This window comes from Helicobacter sp., assembly GCF_014799995.1.
GTDB lineage: Bacteria > Campylobacterota > Campylobacteria > Campylobacterales > Helicobacteraceae > Helicobacter_D.
Genome location: NZ_JAAVGY010000036.1, coordinates 26,162 through 46,446, shown reverse-complemented (window position 1 = coordinate 46,446; position 20,285 = coordinate 26,162). Strand labels below are relative to the sequence as shown.

Sequence of the window (20,285 nt, the reverse complement as noted above, 5' to 3'; positions counted from 1 at the left end):
CAAATTATAATAATAATTAGATTCATAAAGAAGCTATTATTTTTTGTTATAAATTCTGTGATGGTAGTTTGATGAAAAGCATAGTGAGAGGCGGATATTAGGGTTATTGGTAGGTTTAAATAAAAGAGTGCAAAAGGAATTTAGGGGATTCCTAAATTCCTAATGAGATTAGTTTAATGTGTAATTCTCAATCAAATTAAAATTCAAGTAGCGATAGATTTGCGATTCTTTGCCCTCTAGTTTTTGGGGGATTAAGTCCAAGTATTCTTGCTTGGTTGGAATCTTGCCAAGTAATGCACAGATTGCTGCTAATTCTGCACTTCCAAGATAGACTTGAGCCCCTTTTCCCATACGATTGTCAAAGTTTCTAGTGGAAGTTGAAAACACGACCGCTCCATCTCGGACACGTGCTTGATTTCCCATACATAAGCTACACCCCGGAATCTCAATTCTTGCTCCTGCTGCGCCAAAGAGCGAATAATATCCCTCATCTACTAGTTGTTTTGCGTCCATTTTGGTAGGTGGAGTAACCCAAAGTGTTGTAGGCACCATTCCCTCGTCTTTTAGGACTTCACCAAGCGCACGATAGTGTCCAATATTTGTCATACAGCTTCCGACAAACACTTCATCTATTTTGTGAGGACGATTAGAATTTGCTAGAATTTCACTTAATGTGGCGACATCGTCAGGGTCGTTGGGGCAAGCCAAGATAGGCTCGGTGATTTCGTTGAGGTTGATTTCAATCACTGCGGCGTATTCCGCATTAGAATCTGCTTTTAATAAGGTTGGGTTATCAATCCAATCTTGCATTCTTTTTGCTCTTCGTTGCAGTGTCTTTGCATCTTGATAACCCGCTTGAATCATTGCTTGAATTAATGCAATATTGGATTTAAGGTATTCTATAATAGGTTCTTTATTAAGGGCAATAGCACAGGCTGCTGCACTACGTTCCGCACTCGCATCACTTAGTTCAAATGCTTGTTCTACTTTTAAATCTGGCAAACCTTCAATTTCTAGGATTTTTCCACTAAAGATATTCTTTTTGCCTTTTTTCTCAACCGTGAGCAAGCCTTTTTTGATTGCATAATAAGGAATCGCATTGACTAAATCCCGCAAAGTAATGCCAGGTTGTAGTTTGCCGCTGAAGCGCACAAGTACAGATTCGGGCATATCTAGCGGCATAGAACCTGTAACGGCAGCAAAGGCGACTAATCCACTTCCCGCAGGGAAACTAATGCCAATAGGGAATCTCGTGTGAGAATCTCCCCCTGTTCCTACCGTATCTGGTAAAACCATACGATTAAGCCAAGAGTGAATCACGCCATCGCCCGGGCGCAGTGCAACACCTCCACGACTGCTCATAAATTGTGGCAAACTTGCGTGGAGTTTCACATCTGCGGGTTTGGGATATGCGGCAGTGTGGCAAAAGCTCTGCAATACAAAATCCGCACTAAATCCTAAGGAAGCAAGTTCTTTGACTTCATCACGTGTCATTGCACCTGTGGTATCTTGGCTTCCCACAGTGGTAACGAGTGGTTCGCAATAAGTTCCGGGCAAGATTCCCTCTACGCCGCACGCGCGTCCCACCATTTTTTGTGCGAGCGTAAAGCCTTTTGCGCTAGATTTTGGAGATTGGGGTTTGGCGAAGATTTCTTCTTTTGGCATTCCTAAGACTTCTCTTGCTTTGGCAGTCAATCCGCGCCCAATAATGAGATTGATTCTGCCTCCTGCACGCATTTCATCGGCTAATGTAGTAGGCTTTAAATCAAATTTGGATACCACTGCACCATTTTTGCAAATTTCCCCTTTGAATGGATAAATTTCAATTACATCACCCTCGTTTAATTCTGTTACAGGAGCGATAATTGGCAAACAGCCACTATCTTCGCAAGTGTTAAAGAATATCGGAGCAATCACGCCACCGATAACTAATCCACCCGCTTTTTTGTTGGGAATATAAGGAATCTCGCGCCCCATATGCCATACAAGCGAATTGCAAGCGGACTTTCGTGAGCTGCCTGTGCCTACGACATCGCCTACATAGACTATTGGGTGTCCTTTTTTCTTAAGCTCTGCGATTCTACCAAAGGCATTTTGTGTGCGGCTTTTCAACATTGCTTGTGCGTGGAGTGGAATATCACTTCTTGTGAAAGCATCTCCTGCTGGGCTTAAATCATCAGTGTTTGTTTCACCATCAATCTTAAATACTGTTGCAGTGATTTTCTCCTCTAATGCGGATTTATTCAAAAACCATTCTGCATTTGCCCAAGATTCTAAAACCTCTTTAGCGAAAGAATTGTTTTGAGAGATTTCTACAATTTCGTTAAAGGAATCATAGACGAGTAGAGTATGTTTTAATGCCTCTGCTGCTGCTTTTGCAGAATCTTTGTCGCTAGACTTTAAGGCTTTAATGAGAGGTTGGATATTGTATCCACCAAGCATTGTGCCAAGCAATTGGATTGCGTGTGTTTTAGAGATTCCCTCTACACTGACTTTTCCCTCTGCAATAGAATCTAAAAACTCTGCTTTGACTTTTGCAGCTTCATCTACTCCCGGGCTGACGCGATTAGAGAGCAAATCAATTAACTCCTTTGTGCGTTCGCCTTTTTTGAGTAGTTCAATGATTTCTAAAGTTTGTTCTTTGCTTAATGGAAGCGGTGGAACATTTTGTTTTGCGCGTTCATTGACTAGTTTATCGTATTCTTCAAAAAAACTCATTTTATCCCCTTTTGATAATATTTCACCTAATGATACAAATTTTCTATTAAACTAATGTAAATTTAGATAAATATTTTTTAATCTTTTTAAGTGATTGTATAAAATCAAAGCAATTGTGTAAAATTGTATAGATTTCATTTTTTCTAACTAACATTTAATAAAAGCATTTTAAAAGTATTTTAAGCTAATGAAAGTAATTGTGTAGAATCCTAAATATTTAATTTTTATTTAATTTTTATTTAATTTTTGTTTGTATAAAGTATCTTAATATAATTCTTAAAGAACATTCAAGGATTCTTTCTATGCCTCACCCTTTATTAGAATCAGATATTTGTGAATGTAGTCATAAAGGAAAAGTAATCTTTTCCTCTAGTCATCAAAACTTTTTACTTGTAAAAGAAGCAGGAATCTTAACTATAAATGATTTAAGTAAAGCAAGCATTATAGGTTGCACCAATCCTATCATTAAAGGAGGACCTTGCTCTAAACTTGTAAGCATTCCAGATTTTATTACTACAAATCTCCTGATAGTAGAGAATGAAAAAGCAGTCTTAGCAGAATGTATCTCTCAAGTCTTAACTGATAAAGGTTCTCCTATCCTCTTACAAGGAGAACCTAAGGCTAAAGGAATCCTAGAAATAGAACAAGATTCTACTAACAAAACCAAACAAGACATTCAAGATTCTAACTCCTTTTATCCTTATGATTCCTCTTATACTCATCTTGCAAGTCAAGATAAGAATGCGGGGGTGGAGGAGTTGAGGGAAGAGAATAAGGAAAACAAAGAGAAAAAATACTATATAGACAAGGAGGGATATTTGCATTGGGAAGTAGATGAGGAGGATAAGATAAAAAGAGTAAAGGAAATATAGCAAAAAGTAAAACACGTCGACCAAACAAAACAACTAGCAACAGCACTTGAAAAGGGTAGTCTAACAAAACAACAAACGCAAGCTATTGTTTTGCACAGAACGGATACTAATACTCCACTTCAAGCTATTAATGGATTTTTAAGGGGAGTAGGCACTCACTTTCTCATTGATACAGATGGCACAATCTATCAATGTGCAAGTTTGCATAAATGGACGCAACACGTGGGCAAGATTCGCTCTAAGGCTAAAGAAACAAGCACGTGGAACGAGAAAGAGCGACAATACATAAAAAGTTTAGGTAATGATGTTCAGGCATTACATAATTATGAAAAAACAAAACAATACCCAAATAGATACCCTATAAACTCTGATAGCATAGGTATTGAAGTAGTGGGAAAACACAAAAATAATCAATGGGAGGTGGTTACACAAGCACAAAAGGATTCTATCAATACTTTGATAGAAATTTTAAAACAAGAATATAGTCTTACAAATAATGATATTTATGAACACGATAAAATATCAAGGAAAACAGAGGGCGAAGGCGCAAATTTATATCCTTAGGAGTTGATTATGCAAAAATTATTATATATCTTTTGGTTATTGTGTGCGGGCATTTATGCAGATGATGTGTATTTCAATCCAATACCACATTATTTTAAAAACACAGAAATTAAAGATATTATCATTACGCAACAATGTAAAGACATTTCATTAAGCCCACAACAAATAAAAGATTTTTTTACTCTTGCGACGAAAGCCCCAGCATTCTATCGAGGTACATATATGGTGGAGAATTGTTACATTGAAGGTTCTATGAGGCTTAATGGTGGGAAAGTTAAATTCACCATTGATTCTTTGGGTCTTGCTTGGTTGCAAGATGATATGAAACCTAGAGCAATATATCCTTGTGAGGATAAAAGATGTCCCATACGAGCAGAGCAAGATGGCGGTGTATAGGAAAAAACTATGAAAATCCTATATATGACACTCACAATATGTTTATTTCTCTATGCAGATAATTTTGAACATAAAGAACTTGTAGAGATAAATCAGCCTTTCTTTAAGATTGAAGAAATGTATAGAGATAATCAACAAAAAACGAAGATTAAGTGAGATTGAGGTAGTAGGGAAAATCCTTGGCAGAAATAAAGAGAAATTTAAAGACGAGGCTATTAAATTACTCGGCAAAACAAATGTCTTAGATGAAAACAATTGCTATCACATTGTGATACAACAACGAGATTAAGAGGAAAATAATATGTGTAATGTGAAAAATATTTTTATAACTATGATATTATGTTTTAATTTGGAAGCAAAAGATTTTGTAGTGAATTGTAATCAATGCATTATTGGGATTGGTTGGACGGAGGTAGAGATTGAACTCATTAAGAAACGAATGGGGGAAGATAATTTTTATATCGTTGCAGATGATGCAAATTATTATTCTTACAAATTGCGGGAGTATATCAAGGCAAATGGTATAGAATATAAACATATTTCTCGCCTAGAGGAGGATTATACGAGGGTAATTTTCCCAAATGCTGTCATAGAGATTAAAGATAGGGAGAAAGATAGTATTATGGTATATTATATGTATGAAAAAGGCAAGAAGCCCTATGTGATTCAAGATATTGTAATGCCAGAAGATGAAATCAATGCTTACTTTAATATTACAAACAAGTGAAAATAGCCCAACTTATACGAGATAAATTTATAAAGATTGCGCTTAGCGAAAACAAATGGTATGCGTAAAATGCCTATTTTAGCTAGAATACCTTATAATAATGCGAATCTCTTTTGTGAAGCTTTAACAAATTCTAGGCAATAACTCCCCGCTAGGATAGTCTAAAAATCTCCTTGCTCCAAAGGAGGTTTTCAGCACGACCTTTGTCGCATTTTCTGAAGTAGTGTAGCCAATCAATGCGGCGTTGGGTGCGCCCTTTTGACGTAGAATCTCTAAAGCCTGCTTCTCGTCCTCTTTGGCGACACATAGCACACACATTCCCTCATTTGCGAGATTGTAAGCTTCAAATCCTAGCAGCTCACATACCCCGCGCACTTGGGGCAAAATAGGCAAACTTGCTTCTTCAATCTCTATGCCAATTTTTGAGGCATTTGCCCATTCATTAAGCACGCTTGCGATTCCGCCTCTTGTGGCATCGCGTAAGGCATAGAGCTTGAGTTTAGCTTGGAATAATGGCTCTAAAATAGGATAGAGTAGGGCACAATCACTCTGCAAATCACTCTGCAGCCCGATTCCCTCACGACTAGAATAAATCACCGCGCCGTGAGTGCCGATATTGCCACTTACAAGGATTGCGCAATCTTGTGGAATCCCAAATGCGCTTAAATTTAAATGGGGATATAGAAATTCACCTATTGCGGTAGTGGTGATGAAAATTTTGTCCAAAGCACCTTTGGGAAGCACCTTAGTATCTGCGGAGATGAGCTTCGCTTCGCTTTGTTTAAGCGTATTGGCAAAAGATTCTACAATGCGTTTTAAATCTGCAATCAAGAATCCCTCTTCAATCATAAAGCTTGCGCTCAAATATCGTGCCTTTGCACCCATCATTGCGACATCATTACAGCTTCCGCATACACAGAGTTTGCCAATGTCTCCTCCCGCAAAAAACAAAGGAGATACGACATAGCCGTCCGTGCTAATGGCGAATTTTTCTGTATTTTGGCTTAAACTTCCAATCCCTGCGTCCTCTCCTCCACCGATTACACAACCTTCTAAATAGGGATAAAAAAGCTCTGTAATAAGGTTTTGTGATTCTACTCCACCACTGCCATGGCTTAATAAAATGGAATCTGAATTTTGTAAATGTCGCATAAAATTCCTTTGATGATGATTGGGGTGTAGCGGTAAGCCGAGTTCTGTTTATGCGGCTATTTATCTGGATTTTGCCTTGCAGCAAAACTCTAGCGAAAGGTTCAAATCTTGGGATATTAACCATACCTTTCTTGCTGCGGATTGGGCTTGCAGTGCAAAACAACTTGCGTTGCTCTCGGTGAGCTCTTACCTCGCCTTTTCACCCTTGCCTTTGTAGGCGGTTTGTTTTCTGTTGCGCTTTCCCTTAGATTGCTCTAGCCATTCTTTAAATGGAATCCTATCCCAATGCAGCTCGGACTTTCCTCTCCATATTTGGAGCAGCCACTTACTACACCTTGTAGGGATTGTAGCAAAAGTGGCATAAAAAGACTTTTAATCGGTTTTGCACTTAAAAGGATTGTTTAAATTCTCTGTTCGTAAAGGTCTTTTAGATTTCTAACTTAGTGTAAAACTATAAAATATTGCAATTCTACAAACTAAATCTTATCCAATTTCTAGTTTTTAAAGACAAAACCTTTACTCAAGAGAAATCCGCATAAGGTATAACTTCCACACGCTAGAAATTGTGAAACATATACATTCCATAATAAGATTCTAAAGCACAATATTAATACAATGAGATTTACAATATAGGCACTTCCCATTGCTATATAAAACTTCACTAAGCCCCAAGAGGTAGAGTGGGACTTAAAAGTATAGCGACTATTAAGATAATAAGAGCAAAAAATACCAAGGAAATATCCTAGAAAATTTGCCCATTCGGGCATTAATCCTAGATAAGTTGCAAGCAAAATAACCCCCATACCCACAAAGGTATTCAAAATGCCGATGATTCCATAAAGTAGAAGTTGTTTCATTCTATCTTGAAACTCTTTAAATCAAAATACATTGTATAAGCGCGGTTGTGCCAATGTTCTATATCATCTGCTGGGCTTCCAAAATCCTTAAAATATTTTTGTGGAGCGAAAAATTGTTTTTTATCTTTTTGAGCAATAATGATTTCTTGCTTGCCCAATGATTTTTCTTGTGCGATAAATTGCTTGAGATGATTCCATTTGTAAGCCGTCTGATAAGAGTTGAATCCAACAAATGCGATTCCAAATATTAATAAAATACCAATGACTTTAGTAATTCTTTGGGGGTTAGCACAATAAAACTCATCAAACATTTTTAGAATTATTATTATCAAAATCAAGGTATCCAAAAGTCTAGCCCTTGCAGGAAGTGAGCCTGTGAGCTGAATTAAAGTTGTCCCAATCAAACACCAAATTCCAAAGGGCAAAGCAAGCCAATAATACTTTTTGTCTTGAATGGCTAGTTTTATACTTAATACTAGAATAATTGTGATTGTGCCTAAACTCAAAAAAACATTCGCGTGCTTTAAGAGAACGAAGTAAGGAATGATTAAGAGAGCACCAATGATCCAGTGGTGAATTTTTAATGTTTTTGTTGTTTTGAAAAGATAGAAAAAGAAAAAAACAATCAAGAAAACTCTAAAAGGAGTGGTAATGTAATTTGAAAAAGTCGCATCAAGAGTCAAAAGCTTATCCCAAAAAGACAAGTCCAAAAGTTCTGATAGACTAAGCATTGAATCCTTTTCTATTTTCATTGCACTCCTTATCTTAGTGGCGGGGGATAAATAAAGTAGAAGCCAACCAATCCAAAACCCAATACAACCGAAAAAATACCAAAAGGGAAGTTTGATTTTTTGATAAAAGGCAAAACAAAGACTAAGTAAAAGCACAATACATAACGCAATATTCATTTCACTCGCCATTCCTGCTACAACTGCGAAGATGCCAAAGAGCAATCCTATGATTAGGGGATTTAACTTATAAGAGGCTTTTAATACTCCTTGAGGGTTTTCCCAAAAAATTCTAAAAGGCAGTAAAAATAAAACGATAAATCCAACACCCCAGAGGTAATTAAAACTTCCTGCACCCCAAAGGAAAGTAGAGCCAAAACAACACAAAAGCAATATCAATGCACACAATAATGCGAGCATATAATAATCCTGCTTTTTGTTAGGTAGTTTTCCACGATAAAGCACAAAGCTACTCAAAATAAAAATTGTTCCCATTAGGGCATTTAGCAAATCAAAAATGACACTTTCTATGAATTTTGCAAAATATCCTGTGTAAAGGATTTCCCCTATCCTTGCATTCCAGCTAAAATAAGTTGCGCCAAAATTTCCTTCCTTAGCAGTAAAATACATACTTAAATCATCTGCTTGCGGGGGAAAGGCGAAATTGAATGAAAATAAAATGCTATAAATTAGCGCGAAAATAATACAATTATTTCTTAGGGTCATTTTCTCTCCTAGTAATAAAATGGGGGCGATTTTTTACCTGCTCGTAAATTCTTGCAATATATTCTCCGATGATTCCCAAAGCAATAAGTTGGATTCCACCAAGAAAAATAATGACACACATTAATGAGGGATAGCCTTTGACGCTATTGCCAAACAATAGGGTATCAAAAATAATCCATCCCCCATACACAAAAGAAATAATGCTAAAGAACATTCCAAAAATAAAAGTTAATCGCAGGGGTAAAGTAGAAAAGCTTATCAATCCCTCAATAGCGTATTTAAAGAGTTTATAGAAACTCCAACCGCTTATTCCTGCTTCTCTTGGGATATATTCATACTCCAAACACATTTTGTTAAAGCCAACCCATTCAAAAATTGCTTTAGAGAAGCGATGATATTCGTTTAACTCCAGAATCGCGTCTGCAACTTCCTTGCTCATTAAGCGAAAGTCTCTAACACCGCTTTGGATTTTGACTTCACTAATGACTTGACTGATTTTGTAAAAAGCTTCACTAAAAGTTGCTCGAATTGCGCTTTCGCCTTTGCGATTAATTCTTTTAGCGTAAATAATATCTATAGATTGCGTATGGTAAAGCTTAACCATTTGGAAAATCAGCTCCACAGGGTCTTGCAAATCCGCATCTATGAGCACAATAGCATCACCTTTGGCTTGCTTTAATCCAGCTAGAATCGCAGCTTCTTTACCAAAATTACGAGAAAAATTGATACAATGAATTTTGTTATCTTGGTTGTTAAGTTGGGTTAGAATCTCCCAAGTATTATCAGTGCTGCCGTCGTTGATAAAAATAAATTCATATTGGATTGCTAGATTGATTTGTGCTTGGATTGTGTGAATTTGATGACAAACATTGAGATAGAAGCTTGAGAGATTTAGGGATTCATTATAACAAGGAACAACAATGCTTAAAAGAGAGAGTTGCCCCCCCCCCCCCCATTATTTGAGCTACTTGGCAAATTATTCACTTAAAAAATCCTTTAAAAATTCTTGGTGTAACACAGGGGTAAATTCTAAAACTTGGTGCGTTGCCACGGAATTAAGTGCATAAGGGTCGTTTTTGAAAAATTCCAATGCGGCTTCTTTGGAGTCAAAAGCACCGATTGCGATTCCACCAACTTTTGGATTTTGCGGTCCGCTTGCTAAGAGATTTCCGCTGTCATAGCCGTTTTTTAAAAACGCACGATGCGAGGGGAGGATTTTTTCAATTTCGTTCATTGGCTTGGTGTAAGTGATGAGAATCGCAAATAAATTTTTCATTTTCTTTCCTTAAGTTTGTGTAAGTTTTGCAAGGATATTTTAGCATATTTTGTGGCTTGTTTTTCTTGTCCTTGCAGATATTAGAGTTGTCATTTATAAGCATAGAATCCCACCTTAAAGATTCCATTGTAAAGGTTATTGGTTCAAGGTTATAAATTCCCGCAACTCGCAATGACGCAAATCTACATATTCTTTTTGGCTTCCTCTAGTCGCTGTGCGTCAGAGATGTTTTGCGCTAGATTATCCCAACGCAATTTTGCTCCGCCTAAAATATGAAAATGCAAATAAGGCACTTCTTGCCCTCCATTGATACCAATGTTACTGATAATGCGATAGCCACTTTTATCTAAATTCAAAGTGCGTGCAACTTCTTGGATAAATTTTGTGAAGCCAACCATTTCCTCTGGATTGAGTTCTTGAAAATCTTTAGCGAATTTCTTAGGAATCGCAAGCACATGCACAGGGGCTTTAGGCGCAATATCGTAAAAAGCCAAAAAATCATCATTCTCTAACACTTTGTTGCAAGGCACTTCGCCTTTTATGATTTTTTCAAATATGCTCATTTTTCAACCTTTTAAAATAAATTTTTGGAATTTTACCTTATTTTATCAATGGATTTGCATTAATGTTTTAAGAAAAGTAAATAAAAATTTATAATACAATCTCAAAAATATTTTACAAAAGTTAGGAATCAGATGACAGAAATATTTTCTAAGATTAATCACGCACAAACCACCGCAGAGCTAGAGGAAATCCGCGTCTTAATTATGGGCAAAAAGGGAATCTTAACGGCACGATTTGCCGAGCTTAAATCTTGTAAAGAATCCGAAAAGAAAACATTAGCCAAAGAGTTAAATACCCTTAAAGCAGAGTTTGAAAAGGCTCTAGCAGATAAGAAAGAACAGCTTTCCTTAAAAGAACTTGAAGCTAAGCTCAATGCAGAAAAAATTGATGTTTCGTTATTTTCTCCAAGCTCTCAAAAGGGAGCGAATCACCCTGTAATGCTAATGCTAGATAGAATCGTGGAATACTTTGTCGGAATGAATTTCTCACTCAATACCGGACCTTTAGTAGAAGATGACTTTCATAATTTTGAAGCATTGAATTTGCCTAAATATCACCCCGCACGCAATATGCAGGATACTTTTTATTTCAAAGATGGCAAGTTGCTACGCACGCATACTTCTCCCGTGCAAGTGCGGACAATGGAATCCCAAAAGCCGCCTATTCGTATGATTTGTCCCGGAAGCGTGTTTCGTTGTGATTATGATTTGACGCATACACCGATGTTTCATCAAGTGGAGGGATTAGTTGTAGAAGAGGGCAAGGATTCCGTGAGTTTTGCGAATCTCAAATTTATTTTGGAAGACTTTTTAAGATATATGTTTGGCGATGTGCGGGTGAGATTCCGCTCAAGCTTTTTTCCTTTCACAGAACCAAGCGCAGAAGTAGATATGAGTTGTATTTTTTGCAAAGGCTCTGGGTGTCGTATATGCTCGCATACAGGTTGGTTAGAAGTTTTAGGGTGTGGAGTAGTAGATGATAATGTCTTTAAGGCAGTAGGTTATGAAAATGTCAGTGGATATGCGTTTGGTATGGGGGTGGAGAGATTCGCAATGCTGATGTTTAGTGTGCCAGATTTGCGCGCATTTTTTGAAAGTGATTTAAGGATTTTGGAGCAATTTAAATGATTTTTACACGTAGTATTTTAAACCAGATTTTACCAATAGAGAATATTTCAGGCGAGGAGATTTGCAAAGTCTTAAACAAAATAGGGCTAGAAGTGGAATCATTTCAAGCCAACATTGCACCCAAAAAGGTTGTAGTGGGTAAGATTCTTGAATGCCACAAGCACCCCAATGCGACCAAGCTTAATGTTTGCCAAGTTGCAATTGATGGAGAAGAGAGTGCGCCTCAAATGCGGCAAATTGTTTGTGGTGCGCCCAATGCAAGAGCGGGGATTTATGTAGCAGTTGCGCTAGAGGGGGCAGAGTTACCTCAAATAACTATCAAAAAAGCAACCCTTAGAGGCGTTGAAAGTTGCGGTATGCTATGCTCTACAAGCGAGCTTGGGTTTCCGCAAATCAATAATGGAATCGTAGAACTTGATACAAGTATTGGCGAGTTAGTTATCGGCAAGGAATTAAGAGAATATTCCTGCTTTAATGAAGAAGTGTATGAGGTTTCTATCACGCCAAATCGTGGCGATTGTATGAATTTATTTGGAATCGCTAGGGACTTAAGCGTGGCATTGAAGTTAGAACGCAAGGCACTATGCTCTACGCCCAAAATCTCTGAAAATGCTCCCGGAATCGGACGAGTATTGCAAGTCGTGGCAAGTGAAAAACACAAATCTTCTTTGCTCTTTAAAGTAATTGAAGCCAAGCCCTTTTTGCTGCCCTTGAATGCAGTTTTATTTTTAGCTTACAATGATTCCTTGACGAAAGATTGGCTAAATAATGCGCTACGTTTTAGTATGCTATTGAGCGGAGTGCTTTTAAATGTGTATCCGCAAAACTTTTGCCAATTAGAAGATAAAAATGGTAAAGTTTTGTTGAATCTCAAAAAAGATTCGCAAGGCTTTGAATGTATCTATCAAGGAGATAAAAAACTCTCTACAATCGGTATTAGTGGATATACAGAGAATCCTAATGCGGAGGCAAATCAAGAGAATGAGACAAGAGAGTTAATGATTTTAGAAGCGAGTTATATTCCGCCTGAAATTATTGCTCAAAAGGTAATGGAATCCAAGCCAAAAGTTATAGACGAAAGGATTTATGCTTATTCCTCACGCGGAAGCAATACGAATTTAAATATTGGTTTAGCCGTGCTTTCAAATTTGCTTTTAAATGGCGATGCTGTGCTTTATAATGACGCACAAGAACTCTTAGAAATGCAGGCAAAAGAACCCATTACGATAGAGATTCCTTTGCTTTCACGCGTGATAGGTGTAGAGTTAGATAAATTGCGTGTGATTAATATTTTAAGAGCGTTAGAGTTTAAAGTAGAAATTTCAGGTGATGAGAATCTCATTGTCGCTACTCCACCAGCTTTCCGCCACGATGTCGTAGGATTCCAAGATATTGCAGAAGAAGTTATCCGCTTCTATGGAATTGATAATGTTCCAAGTGTGCCATTAAGTTTTATCCAAAAAGACCAAACAAATGAGGCTTTGAGACTTTATCGCTTCAGACGCAATCTCGCGCAAAAAGCCGTAGGAGTGGGGTTTAATGAAGTGGTGCATTTCTTGTTTGAAAATAAAGAAAAGTTACAAGCCTATGGCTTCCCTGTGTTAGAGAGTCAATTAGAGTTAGTCAATCCCATTACACAGGATTTGAATACCTTGCGTAGCACTTTGTTGTTAGGACTTTTGCGTGCGGCAGAACAGAATCGCAACAATGGATTTTGCGCAATGAGTTTTAGCGAGATAGGCGCAGTGTATGATAGGTGGCGTAACCAAAGTGAGAAAATGGCATTTTTGCAAAGTGGATTCTTGAGTGAGGAACGTTATCCTAATGCCAAAGGTGTAAAGGGCAATTACTTTGAGTTTTGCGATAGAATCGCACGCGTGATTGGTGAATTTAACCTAGAGACATTGAAGAGCGAAATTAGCTTGTTTCACCCCGGACAATGCGCAAAGGTTTTGCAAAATGGTAAGGAAATTGGGGTTTTGGCGGCTTTGCACCCACAAGTGGCGTTAGAATTAGGGCTAGATTGCACTTATTTGTGTGAGATTTCCCTAGAATCCCTAAAGAGTGCTTTACCGCAAGTAAAAATGGTTTCCAAGTTTCAAAAAACCCAGAGGGATTTAAGCGTAGTGTTAAAGAATGAGATTCCTTATTACAAAGTCAAAGCGGCGATTCATCGTCTTGAGATTCCTTATATTGCTAAATTTTATCCCCTTGATGTGTATCAAGATGAGAAATTGGGCGATAAGTTAAGTTTGACGCTTCGTTTTGAATTGCAATCAGACGCAAAAACACTAGAGGAAAAAGACATTAGCGAAGCAATGAACCAAGTCTTGAGTCTGCTTAAGACGGAGTTTAATGTGGAGTTACGATGAAACTAGAAGTCTTTAAAACTAACTCATTCGCATTAGACACTAATCAAATTGCAGGAGATAAATCTATTTCTCATCGTTGCGCCATTTTCTCACTTCTAAGTGATAAGCCGAGCTTTGTGCGCAATTATTTAGAGGGCGAAGATACTTTAGACACATTGAAGATTGCCCAAATGTTGGGCTTAAAAGTGCAAAAGGAGCAAGAGGGATTGCGCCTCATTCCACCATCAAAGATTTGCGAGCCGGAGACGATTTTGTATTGTGGGAATGCGGGAACTGCGATTCGTCTTTATTTGGGGCTTTTGAGTGCGCAAAGGGGAATCTTTGTCTTAAGCGGTGATGCGTATTTGAATAAGCGTCCAATGAAGCGCGTAACAGAGCCTTTGCGTAGCATAGGAGCGCAGATTATCGGTAGAGACAATGGAAACTTTGCTCCTTTGGTTGTCATAGGCAATGAGGAGTTAAAAAATTTTGATTATACAAGTAAGATTCCGAGTGCGCAAGTCAAATCCGCGATGATTTTGAGCGCACTTTTTGCGCAAGGCGATTCTGTTTATTATGAGCCAGAACTAAGTCGCGACCATAGCGAGAGAATCCTAAAAGGTATGGGTGCTCCAATAGAATCTAAGATTTTAGAAAATGGTGTGATTGAAGTTAAGATTCAATCTTTGCAAAATAAATTAAATCCGCTTGACATAGAGATTCCAGCAGACCCCTCTAGCGCGTTTTTCTTCGCACTTGCTATTGCGATTATTCCCAATGCGCACGGAATCTTGCGTAATGTGCTGTTGAATAAAACAAGGATTGAAGCCTTTAAGGTTTTAGAACAAATGGGAGTCAGCATTCAATATACTCTTACTTCTGAAACTTATGAGAGCATTGGCGACATTGAAATCACCGCTCCAAATACTCTAAAAGCTGTCAATGTGAATCAAAATATTGCTTGGTTGATTGATGAGATTCCAGCCATTGCGATTGCAATGGCGTGCGCTAAGGGAATCAGTCGTGTAACAGAGGCAAAGGAATTAAGAGTAAAAGAGACAGACCGCATTAGCGCAGTTGTGGAAAATCTGAAACTTTGTGGCATTGAGGCGCGCGAGCTAGAAGATGGGTTTGAGATTATCGGGGGAGAATTGCAAAGGGCGTGTGTGCCAAGCTATGGAGACCATAGAATCGCAATGAGCTTCGCGATTGCGGGGCTTGTCTGTGGAATGGAGATTGAAAATGCGGAATATATTAATATCTCTTTCCCTAATTTCTTAGAAATTTTAGAATCTATCACAAAAATCCAAAGAAGTTAAATGCGCGTAAAATTGGCTAAAAATTATGGATTTTGTTTTGGCGTGCGGCGTGCAATCAAACTAGCAGAAAGCAAGCCAAATGGCATTACGCTTGGTCCATTGATTCATAATGCAAAAGAAATCAATCGTTTAAAAGAGGATTTTAATGTCGTTGTGAATGAAAATATAGAAGAGATTCCGCAAAATGCCGAAGTGATTATCCGCACACACGGAATCCCTAAGCAAGACTTGCAGAGGCTCAAAGAAAAAACTTCCAAAATTACCGATGCAACTTGTCCTTTTGTAACCAAACCTCAAGCAATTTGTGAAAAAATGAGCGCGCAGGGTTATCAGATTGTTATTTTTGGCGATATAAAACACCCCGAAGTGAAAGGCGTAATGAGTTATTGCGACAACAATCCTCTGGTAGTAGAAAATTTAGAGGCATTAAAAGCAGTCAAGCTCGCAGAAAAAGTAGCATTGGTTTCACAAACAACCAAAAATATTGAATTATTTTTAGAAATTGCAAGTTATTTAGTGCGTAATTGTTCGGAATGTAGAGTGTTTAATACCATTTGCAATGCAACCTTTGATAATCAAGATTCTGCACGGAATCTCGCAAAAGAAGTAGATGTAATGGTGATTGTGGGCGGGAAAAATTCCTCCAACACTAAACAACTTTATAATATTTCTAAAGAACATTGCAAAGATTGTTATTTGATTGAGGATTTTTTGGAGCTTAATGCACAATGGTTTGAGAATAAAACCCTTTGCGGAGTGAGTGCGGGAGCTTCAACGCCGAATTGGATTATTGATAAAGTCGTAAAAACCATTGAAAAATATTGATTTTATACTTTTAAAAGGCAAATTTTAATAAAATTGAAAGATTTTATTTTTAAAAAGGGCACAGATGGCTGTTGGAATTAACACACACGAGTTAGAAAAGATAGTGATTGACGAAAATGAAGACTTCGCTTCAATGTTTGAACAATTTGAGAAAAGAGAAAGTGAGAGTGTTTCACAAGGTGAGATTGTAGCAATTAAAAATGACCAAGTCATTATTGCTGTTTCTGGTGAGAAAAAAGAGGGGATTATTTCTATTGATGAAATCAAAGATACGCAGGGTAAGCTGTTGTTTAAAGAGGGGGATTCGTTACCCATTGTGATTACAGGTAAGCGCAATGAGCAGCCTATCGTTTCTCATAAAAAGGCAATTCGTAGAGAAAAAATGCGCCAATATATCAAAGATTTGGGTGAAAATTATAAAGATAAGGTTGTAGAGGGTGTTGTAACAAAACGAAACAAAGGAGGGTATGTTGTAGAAAATAATGGCATTGAGTTTTTTATGCCAAAATTCGCAGCCGCCTTTAAAGAGGGAAGTAAGGTTGAGGGCAAGAAGATTAAGGCTTGCATTATCAATGTAAAACCTGAAGAAGATAGCATTGTGATTTCACGCAAACGTTTGTTTGAGCTTGAAAACACAGTCAAAAAAGATGCGATTGAAAACCTCTTAAAGCAAGAGGGAATCTTACAAGGCAAGGTTAAAAAAATCACAAGCTTTGGAATGTTTGTTGATGTAGAGGGTGTAGAGGGATTGGTGCATTACACAGAGATTAGTTATAAAGGACCTGTGAATCCTTCTAAAATCTATAAAGAAGAAGATATTGTTCCTGTCAAAGTTCTTAATTATGATAAAGAAAAGCGACGTTTGGCATTATCTATCAAAGCAACCACTGACGACCCTTGGAGAGAAATTGAAAATGAATTAGAAGTAGGTGATGCAATCAAAGTAACGGTGAGCAACATTGAACCTTATGGAGTATTTGTAGATTTAGGTAATGACATTGAGGGATTCTTGCATATTTCTGAAATTTCTTGGAATAAAAATATCCAAAATCCTGAAGAATTTTTAAAAGCTGGACAAGAAATTGATGTGGAAGTGATTGAGATTGATACAAAAGATCGTCGCCTAAGGGTTTCTTTGAAAAAGCTACTAGATAAACCCTTTGAACAATTTGCCAAAAAACACAAAGAGGGAGAGATTCTAAAAGGCGTTGTGGCAACTTTGACGGATTTTGGCGCATTTGTCAAACTAGATAACATTGATGGTTTGTTGCACAATGAAGATGCTTATTGGAATAAAAATGAGAAGTGCAAAGATTTGATGAAAGTTGGTGAAACGATTGAGGTAAAAATTGCAAAAATTGACCGCGAAAAGGAACGCATTTCTCTAACGCGTAAAGGCTTGATTACTTCGCCTGTGGAAGAGTTTGCTAAAAAATATTCTATGGACGATGCGGTAGTTGGTTCAGTGAGAGACATAAAAGATTTTGGTGTGTTTATTAAAATTGATGATGAAATGGACGCTCTAATTCGCAATGAAGATTTGCCTCCGCTTAAAAAAGAAGAAATCAAAGTAGGCGATAAAATCAATGGAGTGATTTCTCTTATTGATGCGGAGAATAATAGGATTCGTGTTTCTGTGCGTAGATTAGAAAGACAAAAAGAAAAAGCAAATCTTAAAAATTTCAATAGTAGCACAAATGATAAAATGACATTAGGGGACATTATCAAAGACCAAATCCAATAGTCTAAAGTGAAATAATATGCAAATAAGAGTATTAATTGGAATCTTCTCTTTTTTAACTTGCATATTATTGTTTGTTTTGATTCGCAATTATATTGAAGCAATGAATCTTTATTCTTTACCAAAAGTTGATCCCTATGAGCTTGCACAATTTGATGGCAATAGAACGAAACCTCTTGAAATGCCTGATTGGCTTGATAGATTGTCGGGACAAGATGAACGAGAGTTTATTTATCCCGCTTCAGAATTGCAAGTCAAGTTGCTTTTTGCAGATGAAATCAAACAAACCTCTAAAGAAATCTTTAGGGTTTCAGTGGGAGTAATTAACGATTATCAATTTTTTTGTATCAACCAAGTTTTAGGTGCATACAATATAGAATATTCTTATTACAAAATTGGTGAGAATATTTCTCTTGTGGTTGCAACAGAAGATGAGAATTATCTTCGTAGTGTTTTAGAGAAGTTAAGACATTATGAAATTAATTATACTTTGTCTAAATCTTAAAAATGGAGAGTTTTAATGTCAAAATATACAATTATCGTGTGTGATCATATTCATCAAAGTGGTTTGGATTTGTTATCAAAAGATACAGAAGTGGAAATGTTGAATCTCGCAAGCTTACCCAAAGATGAGCTTAAGAAAGAATTGCATAAGGCAGATGTGGCAATTACTAGGAGTTCCACAGATGTAGATACGAGATTTTTGGAATCCGCGACAAAATTACGCGCAGTTGTGCGGGCGGGTGTAGGTGTAGATAATGTAGATATTGAGGGTTCTAGTAAAAAAGGTGTAGTGGTAATGAATGTCCCCACTGCCAATACAATTGCCGCAGTAGAGCTAACTTGCGCCCATATTTTGAGTGCGATTCGTAGATTCCCTGAAGCAAACGCTCAACTCAAAGTAGAGCGCAAGTGGAAACGAGAAGATTGGTATGGAACAGAATTAAAAGATAAAAAACTTGGAATTATAGGCTTTGGTAATATCGGAAGTAGGGTAGGAAAACGTATGAAAGCCTTTGAAATGGAAGTTGTTGCCTATGACCCTTATATCAATCCTGCAAAAGCCACAGATGTTGGAATCGCATATACAAGAAATTTTGACGATATTTTAAGTTGCGATATTATCACGATTCACACACCAAAAAATAAAGAAACAATTAATATTATTGGCAAAGAACAGATTGCCAAAATGAAAGATGGCGTGATTTTGATTAACTGCGCACGTGGTGGTTTATATAATGAAGAGGCACTTTATGAGGCATTAAGTTCGGGTAAGATTCGTTTTGCAGGCATTGATGTATTTGCTAAAGAGCCGGGAAATACAAATAAATTGTTAGATTTAAAAAACATTTATGTAACCCCACACATTGGCGCGAATACTTTGGAATCTCAAGAAAAGATTGCTATTCAAGCAGCACAAGCGGCTTTGGAGGCTGCGCGTGGTTCAAGCTTCCCCAACGCCTTGAATTTGCCGATTAAAGAAAATGAATTACCAAATTTTGTAAAAGCTTATTTGGAGCTCGTGCAAAAAATGGCGTTTTTTGCGATTCAAATTAATAAAGATGAAGTGCGTTCTATTACATTGGAAGCAGAGGGCGAGATTAGAGAATATCTTGCTTCGCTTTCTACTTTTGCATTAGTGGGAATCCTCAATGCAACGATTGGTGATAAAGTTAATTATGTTAATGCACCTTATGTAGCCAAAGAAAGAGGCATTGAAGTGAAGTTAGAGGGCAAAGAATCTCAAAGTATTTATAAAAATCAAATTAAGCTAACTTTGCTTACTCAAAATGGTGAATTTAGTGTGAGTGGAGCAGTATTTAATGATTCTACACCAAAAATTGTCAATATTAATAATTTTGCATTAGACATTGAGCCAAAAGGCAAAATGATTCTCTTTAGAAATGATGACACGCCCGGTGTGATTGGGTTTGTCGGCACGACTTTAGCAAAACATAATATCAATATTGCCGATTTCCGCTTGGGACGTTATGGTAAAGAAGCGTTGGCATTGATTGTCGTAGATGATGCAGTTTCTCAAGAAGTCTTAAATGAGCTTGCGAGTTTAGACGCTTGTATTTCTATTAAATATGCCGTGCTATAAGCTTCATTAAGTCCCGCTCTTTGCGGGAATAAACAGGAGTTAAGTTAGTTTTAATCTCTTAATATCGTATTATTCATTCTTTAATCCTCATAATAGTTAAATCTTTTATAATCTTGAATTACTATAACCTTGCAGACAGAATTTCATTCTAAATTATTAACAAATGTTAAAAGTTATTCATTAAATGTTACTTTTTTGCTCAAAGTTTATTAAAATTTTTCTAAAGAAAATCATTTTT

At 37.1% G+C, this 20,285-nt stretch carries 18 protein-coding genes, 1 other RNA gene and 1 pseudogene; 12 read left to right on the top strand and 8 right to left on the bottom strand.

Features of this window, described 5'->3' with window-relative positions; genetic code table 11:
• Positions 1–168: 168 nt before the first annotated feature.
• On the bottom strand, positions 169–2,718 hold the full coding sequence (acnB, locus tag HDT10_RS05230; RefSeq protein ID WP_290880803.1) for a bifunctional aconitate hydratase 2/2-methylisocitrate dehydratase: 2,550 nt from the start codon (positions 2,716–2,718) through the stop codon (positions 169–171).
• 302 nt (positions 2,719–3,020) lie between these two features.
• Here acnB and HDT10_RS05225 point away from each other — a divergent pair, with 302 nt between their 5' ends.
• The 5 genes and pseudogenes from HDT10_RS05225 to HDT10_RS05205 all read left to right on the top strand — a co-directional run bounded on the left by HDT10_RS05225 (position 3,021) and on the right by HDT10_RS05205 (position 5,277).
• Positions 3,021–3,590 carry a hypothetical protein gene (locus tag HDT10_RS05225; RefSeq protein WP_290880801.1) on the top strand — a complete coding sequence of 190 codons (570 nt, stop codon included), beginning with the start codon at positions 3,021–3,023 and terminating at the stop codon, positions 3,588–3,590.
• Between the two features lie 81 nt (positions 3,591–3,671).
• A pseudogene (locus HDT10_RS05220) lies at positions 3,672–4,154 on the top strand (N-acetylmuramoyl-L-alanine amidase); the annotation flags it as partial.
• A 9-nt stretch (positions 4,155–4,163) separates the two neighbouring features.
• Positions 4,164–4,550, top strand: coding sequence for a hypothetical protein (locus HDT10_RS05215; RefSeq protein WP_290880799.1), 387 nt, complete (start codon positions 4,164–4,166; stop codon positions 4,548–4,550).
• A 9-nt stretch (positions 4,551–4,559) separates the two neighbouring features.
• Positions 4,560–4,706, top strand: coding sequence for a hypothetical protein (locus HDT10_RS05210; protein ID WP_290880797.1), 147 nt, complete (start codon positions 4,560–4,562; stop codon positions 4,704–4,706).
• 214 nt (positions 4,707–4,920) lie between these two features.
• A complete protein-coding gene (locus HDT10_RS05205) occupies positions 4,921–5,277 on the top strand; it encodes a hypothetical protein (protein WP_290880790.1) in 357 nt (118 codons plus the stop codon).
• A gap of 123 nt (positions 5,278–5,400) precedes the next feature.
• On the opposite strand, the gene hypE is transcribed toward HDT10_RS05205, so the two are convergent.
• The 7 genes from hypE to HDT10_RS05170 form a co-directional block, all read right to left on the bottom strand.
• Positions 5,401–6,429 (bottom strand): hydrogenase expression/formation protein HypE, encoded by a 1,029-nt coding sequence (hypE, locus tag HDT10_RS05200; protein ID WP_290880788.1) that lies wholly within the window; start codon positions 6,427–6,429, stop codon positions 5,401–5,403.
• A gap of 17 nt (positions 6,430–6,446) precedes the next feature.
• An RNA gene (gene rnpB, locus HDT10_RS05195) (RNase P RNA component class A) lies at positions 6,447–6,766 on the bottom strand.
• A 157-nt stretch (positions 6,767–6,923) separates the two neighbouring features.
• Complete coding sequence (locus tag HDT10_RS05190) at positions 6,924–7,286, bottom strand: GtrA family protein (RefSeq protein WP_290880785.1); 363 nt, start codon at positions 7,284–7,286, stop codon at positions 6,924–6,926.
• Positions 7,283–8,740, bottom strand: a complete 1,458-nt coding sequence (locus tag HDT10_RS05185) for a DUF6056 family protein (RefSeq protein WP_290880783.1) — start codon at positions 8,738–8,740, stop codon at positions 7,283–7,285. The genes HDT10_RS05190 and HDT10_RS05185 overlap by 4 nt, the downstream gene beginning before the upstream one ends.
• Positions 8,724–9,662: a glycosyltransferase family 2 protein gene (locus HDT10_RS05180; RefSeq protein ID WP_290880805.1), complete on the bottom strand. Its 939-nt coding sequence runs from the start codon at positions 9,660–9,662 to the stop codon at positions 8,724–8,726. Before HDT10_RS05180 ends, HDT10_RS05185 begins: the two co-directional genes overlap by 17 nt.
• Positions 9,663–9,716: 54 nt before the next feature.
• Complete coding sequence (locus HDT10_RS05175; protein ID WP_290880780.1) at positions 9,717–10,016, bottom strand: YciI family protein; 300 nt, start codon at positions 10,014–10,016, stop codon at positions 9,717–9,719.
• Positions 10,017–10,198: 182 nt separating this feature from the next.
• On the bottom strand, positions 10,199–10,579 hold the full coding sequence (locus tag HDT10_RS05170; RefSeq protein ID WP_290880778.1) for a histidine triad nucleotide-binding protein: 381 nt from the start codon (positions 10,577–10,579) through the stop codon (positions 10,199–10,201).
• Between the two features lie 132 nt (positions 10,580–10,711).
• Here HDT10_RS05170 and pheS point away from each other — a divergent pair, with 132 nt between their 5' ends.
• The 7 genes from pheS to serA all read left to right on the top strand — a co-directional run bounded on the left by pheS (position 10,712) and on the right by serA (position 20,047).
• Positions 10,712–11,707, top strand: coding sequence for a phenylalanine--tRNA ligase subunit alpha (gene pheS / locus HDT10_RS05165; protein WP_290880774.1), 996 nt, complete (start codon positions 10,712–10,714; stop codon positions 11,705–11,707).
• Entirely contained in the window at positions 11,704–14,079 is a 2,376-nt protein-coding gene (gene pheT / locus HDT10_RS05160; RefSeq protein WP_290880772.1) for a phenylalanine--tRNA ligase subunit beta, read from the top strand. Before pheS ends, pheT begins: the two co-directional genes overlap by 4 nt.
• On the top strand, positions 14,076–15,377 hold the full coding sequence (gene aroA / locus HDT10_RS05155; protein ID WP_290880770.1) for a 3-phosphoshikimate 1-carboxyvinyltransferase: 1,302 nt from the start codon (positions 14,076–14,078) through the stop codon (positions 15,375–15,377). Before pheT ends, aroA begins: the two co-directional genes overlap by 4 nt.
• Entirely contained in the window at positions 15,378–16,202 is an 825-nt protein-coding gene (locus HDT10_RS05150; protein ID WP_290880768.1) for a 4-hydroxy-3-methylbut-2-enyl diphosphate reductase, read from the top strand.
• Positions 16,203–16,266: 64 nt separating this feature from the next.
• Entirely contained in the window at positions 16,267–17,946 is a 1,680-nt protein-coding gene (locus HDT10_RS05145) for a 30S ribosomal protein S1 (RefSeq protein ID WP_290880767.1), read from the top strand.
• A gap of 16 nt (positions 17,947–17,962) precedes the next feature.
• Positions 17,963–18,448, top strand: coding sequence for a hypothetical protein (locus HDT10_RS05140; RefSeq protein WP_290880764.1), 486 nt, complete (start codon positions 17,963–17,965; stop codon positions 18,446–18,448).
• Between the two features lie 15 nt (positions 18,449–18,463).
• Positions 18,464–20,047, top strand: a complete 1,584-nt coding sequence (serA, locus tag HDT10_RS05135) for a phosphoglycerate dehydrogenase (protein WP_290880762.1) — start codon at positions 18,464–18,466, stop codon at positions 20,045–20,047.
• Positions 20,048–20,285 lie beyond the last annotated feature (238 nt).

Bases quoted from the DNA above. Each gene is read 5' to 3' on its own strand.
- acnB (WP_290880803.1), bottom strand. From the start codon at position 2,718: ATGAGTTTTTTTGAAGAATACGATAAACTAGTCAATGAACGCGCAAAA.
- HDT10_RS05225 (WP_290880801.1), top strand. From the start codon at position 3,021: ATGCCTCACCCTTTATTAGAATCAGATATTTGTGAATGTAGTCATAAA.
- HDT10_RS05215 (WP_290880799.1), top strand. From the start codon at position 4,164: ATGCAAAAATTATTATATATCTTTTGGTTATTGTGTGCGGGCATTTAT.
- HDT10_RS05210 (WP_290880797.1), top strand. From the start codon at position 4,560: ATGAAAATCCTATATATGACACTCACAATATGTTTATTTCTCTATGCA.
- hypE (WP_290880788.1), bottom strand. From the start codon at position 6,429: ATGCGACATTTACAAAATTCAGATTCCATTTTATTAAGCCATGGCAGT.
- HDT10_RS05190 (WP_290880785.1), bottom strand. From the start codon at position 7,286: ATGAAACAACTTCTACTTTATGGAATCATCGGCATTTTGAATACCTTT.
- HDT10_RS05185 (WP_290880783.1), bottom strand. From the start codon at position 8,740: ATGACCCTAAGAAATAATTGTATTATTTTCGCGCTAATTTATAGCATT.
- HDT10_RS05175 (WP_290880780.1), bottom strand. From the start codon at position 10,016: ATGAAAAATTTATTTGCGATTCTCATCACTTACACCAAGCCAATGAAC.
- HDT10_RS05170 (WP_290880778.1), bottom strand. From the start codon at position 10,579: ATGAGCATATTTGAAAAAATCATAAAAGGCGAAGTGCCTTGCAACAAA.
- pheS (WP_290880774.1), top strand. From the start codon at position 10,712: ATGACAGAAATATTTTCTAAGATTAATCACGCACAAACCACCGCAGAG.
- pheT (WP_290880772.1), top strand. From the start codon at position 11,704: ATGATTTTTACACGTAGTATTTTAAACCAGATTTTACCAATAGAGAAT.
- aroA (WP_290880770.1), top strand. From the start codon at position 14,076: ATGAAACTAGAAGTCTTTAAAACTAACTCATTCGCATTAGACACTAAT.
- HDT10_RS05150 (WP_290880768.1), top strand. From the start codon at position 15,378: ATGCGCGTAAAATTGGCTAAAAATTATGGATTTTGTTTTGGCGTGCGG.
- HDT10_RS05145 (WP_290880767.1), top strand. From the start codon at position 16,267: ATGGCTGTTGGAATTAACACACACGAGTTAGAAAAGATAGTGATTGAC.
- HDT10_RS05140 (WP_290880764.1), top strand. From the start codon at position 17,963: ATGCAAATAAGAGTATTAATTGGAATCTTCTCTTTTTTAACTTGCATA.
- serA (WP_290880762.1), top strand. From the start codon at position 18,464: ATGTCAAAATATACAATTATCGTGTGTGATCATATTCATCAAAGTGGT.